The organism is Kitasatospora sp. NEAU-69, assembly GCF_057158765.1.
Genome location: NZ_JBWXUE010000011.1, coordinates 153041 through 160415, shown reverse-complemented (window position 1 = coordinate 160415; position 7375 = coordinate 153041). Strand labels below are relative to the sequence as shown.

Annotated in this window: 6 protein-coding genes; 1 reads left to right on the top strand and 5 read right to left on the bottom strand. The window is 72.2% G+C overall.

Annotated features, from left to right (window positions below; translation table 11 throughout):
- Positions 1–56: 56 nt before the first annotated feature.
- Genes AC060L_RS15320 through AC060L_RS15300 form a run of 5 tightly spaced genes read right to left on the bottom strand, consistent with a single transcriptional unit; the run spans position 57 to position 4947 of the window.
- The gene (locus AC060L_RS15320; protein ID WP_483799279.1) at positions 57–1187 is read right to left on the bottom strand and encodes a threonine aldolase family protein; all 1131 of its coding nucleotides are present in this window, start codon (positions 1185–1187) and stop codon (positions 57–59) included.
- 17 nt (positions 1188–1204) lie between these two features.
- Positions 1205–1873, bottom strand: coding sequence for a response regulator (locus AC060L_RS15315; RefSeq protein WP_483799278.1), 669 nt, complete (start codon positions 1871–1873; stop codon positions 1205–1207).
- The gene (locus AC060L_RS15310; RefSeq protein WP_483799277.1) at positions 1870–3144 is read right to left on the bottom strand and encodes a sensor histidine kinase; all 1275 of its coding nucleotides are present in this window, start codon (positions 3142–3144) and stop codon (positions 1870–1872) included. Before AC060L_RS15310 ends, AC060L_RS15315 begins: the two co-directional genes overlap by 4 nt.
- Positions 3145–3178: 34 nt before the next feature.
- Complete coding sequence (locus AC060L_RS15305; RefSeq protein ID WP_483799276.1) at positions 3179–4006, bottom strand: ABC transporter permease; 828 nt, start codon at positions 4004–4006, stop codon at positions 3179–3181.
- Positions 4003–4947 (bottom strand): ABC transporter ATP-binding protein, encoded by a 945-nt coding sequence (locus AC060L_RS15300; protein ID WP_483799275.1) that lies wholly within the window; start codon positions 4945–4947, stop codon positions 4003–4005. Before AC060L_RS15300 ends, AC060L_RS15305 begins: the two co-directional genes overlap by 4 nt.
- A 469-nt stretch (positions 4948–5416) precedes the next feature.
- On the opposite strand from AC060L_RS15300, the gene AC060L_RS15295 reads away from it, so the two are divergent.
- Entirely contained in the window at positions 5417–7279 is a 1863-nt protein-coding gene (locus AC060L_RS15295) for a glycosyl hydrolase family 18 protein (protein ID WP_483799274.1), read from the top strand.
- The last annotated feature ends 96 nt before the right edge of the window (positions 7280–7375 follow it).

The following is a 7375-nucleotide window of genomic DNA, read 5'->3' as shown; positions in this document are numbered from 1 at the left end:
TTCTCCTCGACCCCCCATCAGGGCAGACCACCAGGTGGTAGCCCGCGCGGGCTGGGCTACCCGAGCGTGCCGCCCGTAGCGAGCTCCAGGAACTGCCGGGCGACCTCGGCGACCTCGTCCGCCGTCCACTCCAGGGCCGGGGCGGCCAGGCTCAGCTCGGCCATCGCGAGGCCCGGAGCGGCGTCCTGCCAGCCGTGGATGAACCAGGTCTGCTGCTGCTCGGCCAGCGCGAGGTTGGCGGCGTTCAGCGCGTCCGCGGGGTAGGGGAGCCAGAGCTGACACTCGTGGGTGGGCGGCTCGGCCGGGTAGAGCCGGGCGCCGGGCAGCGCGGCCAGTACGGGGCGCAGGGTGGCGGCGTGCCGGGTGAAGTCGGGGATCCGGGGGAGCGCGGTGTCCAGGCCGTGCAGCGCGGCGAGTGCGGCGGGCCACTGCTGGAAGAGCTGGCCGCCCATCCGGTGCCGCCAGGCGCGGGCGTAGTCGGTGAGCGCCGCGTCGCCGGCCAGGGCGGCGCCGCTGATGCCGCCGAGGTCCTTGTAGAAGGAGACGTAGACGCTGTCGGCCAGCGCCGCGATCTCGGCGAGCGAGCGGCCGAAGTGCGCCGTGGTGTTCCACAGCCGGGCGCCGTCGAAGTGCACCCGGGCGCCGGTGGCCCGGGCGGCCTCGGTCAGTGCGACCAGCTCGTCCCAGCTCGGCAGCAGGAACCCGGGGTCGCGCAGCGGGAGTTCGACGGCCAGCGCGGCGAACGGCTCGCCCAGCCCGGCGAGTTCCGCGGGTGTGGGCTGGCGGTGCTCGGTGGTGGGCCAGAGCGCGCGCAGGCCGGTCAGCTGTGAGTAGGCATGCCGCTCGTGCTGGTCCAGGTGGCCGAGCGGGTGCAGCGCGACGGCCTGGCGGCCGGTGAGCTCGGCGTGGTGGCGCAGTGCGACCTGCTGGGCCATCGTGCCGGTGGGGAAGAAGACCGCGTCCTCGGTGCCGAGCAGTTCGGCGGTGCGCCGCTCCAGCTCGCGGACCGGGCCGTCCGTGCCGTAGAAGTCGGGCGGCCCGTCCAGCCCGGGCCCGTCCAGTCCGTCCAGCGCGGCGAGTTGGGCGAGCCGCTGCCGCATCGTGATCAGGTAGTCGCCGGAGAGGGTCCGCTTGCTGGCCAGGCGGGCGGCGCGGCGGCGTTGCATGGCGTTCTGGTCATCGCTCATCCGAGGATTGTCACTGGTCAGGTCGGGCGGACCAATCGGTTTTCGTACGCGAAGACGACCGCCTGCACCCGGTCGCGCAGGCCGAGCTTCAGCAGGATCCGGCTGACGTGGGTCTTCACCGTGGCCTCGGCGAGGTAGAGCTCGGCGGCCACCTCGGCGTTGGAGAGGCCGCGGGCGACCTGCACCAGCACGCTGCGCTCCCGGGTGGTCAGCGCCTCCACCGCCCGCTCGCCGCGGCCGGGGGCGCCGCCGTCCTCGGGCAGCTGGGAGGCGAAGGTGTCCAGCAGCCGCCGGGTGATCCGCGGCGCGACCACGGCGTCGCCGGCCGCGACGCAGCGGATCGCGCTGAGCAGCTCCTCCGGCTGCGCGTTCTTCAGCAGGAACCCGGAGGCCCCGGCGCGCAGCCCGGCGAAGGCGTACTCGTCGAGGTCGAAGGTGGTCAGGATCAGCACCTTGGTGTCGGGGCACTGCTCGACGATCCGGCGGGTCGCCTCGATCCCGTCCATGACGGGCATCCGGACGTCCATCAGCACCACGTCGGGCTGGAGGTCGCCGGCGAGCCGGACCGCCTCGGCGCCGTCCTCGGCCTCGCCGGCGACCTCCAGGTCGCGCTGCGAGTCGAGGATCAGCGTGAAGGCGACCCTGAGCATCGGCTGGTCGTCCACCAGCAGGACGCGGATGGTCACAGGGGGTCCTCCTCGAGGTCCGGTCCGAGGTGCAGCGTGGTGGCGACCCGCCAGCCGCCGCGGGGCAGCGGACCGGCGGTGAGCTCACCACCGTACGCGGCGGCGCGGTCGCGCATGCCGGCCAGGCCGTGGCCGACGTGGCCCGGCTCCCCGGTCTGGCCGAACGGGTCCGCGGCCGGGCGCAGCGGGCGGCCGTCGTCGCAGACCTCGACCACCACGGAGGAGCGCAGGCACTGGACCCGGACCGTCGCGCGGGCGCCCGGAGCGGTGTGCTTGAGCGTGTTGGTCAGCGACTCCTGGACCAGCCGGTAGACGGTCAGCTGGGTGCCGGGGGAGACGTCGGCGGTCTCGCCGGTCAGCGTCAGCTCGGTCGGCAGGCCGGCCGCGCGGACCTGCGCGGTGAGCGCGGTGAGCTGGCCGAGGCCGGGCTGCGGGTGGCGCAGCGCGTCCGGTTCGTCGGCGCGCAGCACGCCCAGGAAGCGGCGCATGTCGGTGAGCGCCTGGCGGCCGGTCTCGGCGGACTGGCGCATCGCGGCGGTCGCCTTCTCGGGCGCGTGCGGGTTGGCGTAGACGGCGCCGTCGGCCAGCGCCACCATCACCGAGAGGTTGTGCGTGACGATGTCGTGCATCTCGCGGGCGATCCGGGAGCGCTCCTCGGCGACCGCGAGCGCGGCCTGCTGGTCGCGCTGGCGCTCCAGCTCGGTGGCCCGCTCGCGCAGCACCCGCAGCTGGTTGTGCCGGGCCCGGACGTTCAGGCCGAGGACGGCCGCCGCGGTGGTGGCGCCGGAGAGCATGAAGGCGACCTTGAACCAGGTCGCCGGCGGGTCGGGCGCGTGCGCGGTCCAGCTGGTCACCGCGAGCGCGACGCCGAGCTCGGCGACCGCGAAGGCGCGCAGCGTCCAGACCCGTGGACGGTGCACGGCGACCGTGTAGAGCCCGATCAGCACGGCGATGTCGCCCGGCATCGCCTCGGCGGTCAGCCACTGCACGAACGCGACGCCGGCGATCGCGGCGAAGACGGCCAGCGGCGCCCGGCGGCGCAGCGCCAGCGGCAGGACGACCCCGATCTGCACCACCCAGGTCCATGCGCCGTGGTGCCCGTGGCGGATCAGCGGCATGCCGGTCATGCCGAACACGAGCAGGGCGAAGACCGTGTCCATCGCAACCGGGTACCGGTCCACCAGCGTGCGGGCCCGCACGCCCGCCAGCCCTCGAAGCGCGCCGGGGAAGCGTCGTTCGAGGGCTGACGGGAGCAGGTCGGCCGAGGTCATCGGGCCATTGTGCAACGGATACCGGTCGGACCGGTCACGCATCACGCCGCTTGAGCACCACGGCCGCGCCGATCATGGCGGCGAGCACGTAGAGGCAGAGCACCCCGAAGCCGGTCCAGGGGGCCAGCGTGCCGGGGTCGGCGTGCAGGGTGGCGACCGCCTGGCCGGCCGCGCCGGGCAGGTAGGGACCGATGTTGCCGGCCCAGGTCGCCGGCAGCACCTCGACCAGCGGCGGGATCACCAGCAGCAGGCCGAAGACGGCGGCGATGCCGCCCGCGGTGTTGCGCACCAGGGCGCCGATCGCGACCGCGAGCAGGCCGACCGCGGTCAGGTAGAGCGAGGTGCCGACGACGGTGCGCAGCACGCCCGAGGCGGACAGCGTGGTCTGCACGTTGTTGGCGGAGAGCACCGCCTGGCCGGCGAAGAACGCGACGAACGCGGTGATCGAGGTCACCACCAGGGTGACCGCGCCGAAGACGGCCGCCTTGGCCCAGAGCACCGGCAGCCGGCGCGGCACGGCGGACATCGAGGCGCGGATCATGCCGGTGCTGTACTCACCGCTGACCACCAGCACGCCGAGCACGCCGATGGCGAGCTGGGCGGCCAGGTAGCCGCGCAGGCTGCGGTCGGCGGCGTCCACGCTGAAGGCGTGGTCGTGCGCCTCGGGGTGGTTCAGGTGGTCGATCGCGCCGTAGCAGGCGAGCAGGCCGAAGCCGACCATGAAGACGACGGCCGCGATCAGCGTGAAGTAGCTGGAGCGCAGCGTCCGGAACTTGATCCACTCGGAGTGGACCACCCGGGGCAGCGTGACCGAGCCGCCGACCAGCCTGGTGGGGACGGCGCTGGGGGTGATGGTGGTCATGCGACGGGCTCCTCGACCAGCGTGCGGGGGGTGACCACGGCGTCGTACTCGACGGAGTCCTTGGTCAGTTCCATGAACGCCTCCTCCAGCGAGGCCTGCTGCGGCGTCAGCTCGAAGAGCGTCAGGGAGTGCTCGGCGGCCAGTCGGCCGATCCGCTCGCTCTCGGCGCCGTCGACGTTCAGCACCTGGACGTCGTCACCGGTGGTGACGGTGACGCCGGGCAGTTCGCCGAGCAGCTCGGCGAGCCGGACCGAGTCCGGGGTGCGGACCAGCACGCCGCCGTTCGAGGCGCGCGCGGTGAACTCGGCGACCGAGGTGTCCGCGATCAGCCGTCCGCGCCCGATCACGATCAGGTGCTCGGCGGTCAGCGCCATCTCGCTCATCAGGTGCGAGGAGACCAGCACCGTACGGCCTTCGGAGGCCAGCGACTTGAGCAGGTTGCGGATCCACAGGATGCCCTCGGGGTCGAGGCCGTTGACCGGCTCGTCGAGGATCAGCGTGGCCGGGTCGCCGAGCAGCGCGGACGCGATGCCGAGTCGCTGGCCCATGCCGAGCGAGAAGCCGCCGGCCCGCTTCTTGGCCACCGCGCGCAGGCCGACCAGGTCGACCACCTCGTTGACCCGCGAGCGCGGGATGCCGTGCGTGGCGGCGAGCGCGAGCAGGTGGTTGAAGGCCGAGCGGCCGGTGTGGATGGCGCGTGCCTCCAGCATCGCGCCGACCTCGCGCAGCGGCGCGGAGTGCTCGGCGTACCGGCGGCCGTTCACCACGGCGTGGCCGGCGGTGGGGGTGTCCAGCCCGAGCAGCATCCGCATCGTGGTGGACTTGCCGGCGCCGTTGGGGCCGAGGAAGCCGGTCACGATGCCGGGACGGACGCTGAAACTCAGGTCCTGGACGGCGGTTTTGGGGCCGTAACGCTTGGTGAGGCCGACGGCTTCGATCATCTTGATCCTCGGACGAGGGGCGGAATACGACGCATCCAACGCTAGGGAGCCGAGGGGGCCGTGACGAGCCGCCTGAGGAGGACCCGCGCGCGCGTTCGGTGCGACACGAGATGCAGTAGCACTACATCTCAAGACGGACCCGGATCCACCCGGAGAGGTTTAGCACCTGGTCAGGAAGGTGGCGTCGGTGGACGAACCTTAAGCCAGGCTCAAGCGCCGGGAGCGGGCCTTGACGCGGGTGTTGGTCTAGTCCATTTTAATCCGCAGGTGCAGGGAGCCCCTGAGCCGGCGTCAGTTGCCCTGCGACTGACGCCGGTCCTGGGGCGCTCGGCATTGGGTCTTCGTAGTCCGGGCTGCACCAGCCCGTTCTCGCGCACGATTCCCCTGTCATGCCCATGTCCGCGTGGCCCCACCCCGCGTGGCCGACCCCCGGGCCTGACGGTCCCCCACAACCAGGAGTCACGCACACATGCTCACTCGCTCGCTCCCCCAGGGAGCCCCGGGAGCCTCCGGTTCCCCCGCGCGCCGCCGCCGTCCCAGGGGCGTGGCCGCACTCGCCCTCGGCGCCGCCGCCTCGCTGCTGCTCGGCGGCTCGCTCGCGCTGAGCACGGGCACCGCCGCGCACGCCGCCGTGACCAACACCACCGGCGCGTCCGCGACCAGCGGTGGACTGAAGGTCGCCTACTTCGACCAGTGGTCGGTCTACGGCAACGGGTACTACCCGAAGACCATTCAGGACACCGGCGCGGCCGGGAAACTGGACTACCTGATCTACGACTTCGAGAACATCGACCCGACCAGCGGGAAGTGTTTCGAGGCCACCAAGGCCGCCTCCCAGGACGAGAGCAACCCGAACGCCGGCGACGGCGCGGCCGACGCGTTCGCGGACTACGAGAAGTCCTACGGCGCGGACACCAGCGTCAGCGGCACCGCCGACACCTGGAACCAGCCGATCGCGGGCAACTTCAACCAGCTCAAGGAGCTGAAGGCGAAGAACCCGAACCTCAAGATCCTGCTGTCGATCGGCGGGTGGACCTACTCGAAGTACTTCTCCGACGTGGCGGCCACCGACGCCTCGCGCAAGACCTTCGCGTCCTCCTGCATCGACATGTTCATCAAGGGCAACCTGCCCACCGACGTCGGCTTCGGCGGTCCGGGCTCGGCGGCCGGCGTCTTCGACGGCTTCGACATCGACTGGGAGTACCCGGGCGGCGGCGGCCACACCGGCAACCACTCCTCGCCGGCGGACAAGCAGAACTACACCGCGCTGCTCGCCGAGCTCCGCTCGGAGCTGGACGCCCAGGGCAAGACCGACGGGCGGACGTACGCGCTCAGCGCGGCCGTCGGCGCCGGCCAGGACAAGATCCAGAACTACGAGACCGACAAGATCGGCCAGTCCCTCACGTTCCTGGATGCGATGACCTATGACATGCACGGCGCCTGGGACGCGACCGGTCCGACCAACCACCAGGCCGCGCTCTACTCGGACCCGAACGACCCGATGACCCCGGTCGCGCCGGGCACCGCGAAGTACTCGATCGACGAGGCGATCAAGGCCTGGACGGTCGGTGACCCGCAGTACGGCATCAAGGGCGGCTTCCCGGCCAACAAGATCAACATCGGCGTGCCGTTCTACTACCGGGGCTGGACCGGCGTGCCGGCCGGCAGCCAGCACGGCCTCTTCCAGAGCGCGAGCGGCCCGGCCACCGGCGCCGCGATGTCCGGCAACGTCAACGGCATCCGGATGTACAAGGAACTGAACGGCGTCGTGGACAACCCGGCGGACACGTACTGGGACGACACCGCGAAGGCCGCCTACTTCTACGACGGCACCAACTTCTGGACCGGTGAGGACGCGCAGTCGATCCAGGCCAAGGCCGACTACCTGCACTGCAACGGCCTCGGCGGCTCGTTCGCCTTCTCGCTCTACGACCTGGGCACCCAGACCGGGCTGTTCGACACGATGGTGAACGCGACGAACGGCTCCGCCGCCAACTGCCCGGCGCCGCCGGTCTCGTCCGCCCCCGGCACGCCGACCAGCAGCCCGGTCTCCACCCCGCCGGTCACCCCGCCGACCACGCCGGTCTCCACGCCGCCGGTCAGCACCCCGCCGGTGACGCCGCCGAGCACGCCGGTCTCCACCCCGCCGACCACCCCGGCCCCCGGCGGCAGTTGCACCGCGCCGAGCTGGAACGCCGGCACGGTGTACGCGACCACCGGCACCACGGTCTCCTGGAAGGGTCACACCTACACCAACAAGTGGTGGACCACCGGCGAGGACCCGAGCCTGAGCGGCCAGTGGGGCGTCTGGACCGACAACGGTCCCTGCTGACCCCACCCCCCTCGCAGGACAGCATCGTGCCCCCGCAGCGATCGCGCTGCGGGGGTACAGTGCCTTCCTTTTGTTCGGTCACCCCCGCCCCTTTGG

Excerpts from the sequence above, each read along its gene's own strand:
- AC060L_RS15305 (WP_483799276.1), bottom strand. The coding sequence starts at position 4,006 with ATGACCACCATCACCCCCAGCGCCGTCCCCACCAGGCTGGTCGGCGGC.
- AC060L_RS15300 (WP_483799275.1), bottom strand. The coding sequence starts at position 4,947 with ATGATCGAAGCCGTCGGCCTCACCAAGCGTTACGGCCCCAAAACCGCC.
- AC060L_RS15310 (WP_483799277.1), bottom strand. The coding sequence starts at position 3,144 with ATGACCTCGGCCGACCTGCTCCCGTCAGCCCTCGAACGACGCTTCCCC.
- AC060L_RS15320 (WP_483799279.1), bottom strand. The coding sequence starts at position 1,187 with ATGAGCGATGACCAGAACGCCATGCAACGCCGCCGCGCCGCCCGCCTG.
- AC060L_RS15295 (WP_483799274.1), top strand. The coding sequence starts at position 5,417 with ATGCTCACTCGCTCGCTCCCCCAGGGAGCCCCGGGAGCCTCCGGTTCC.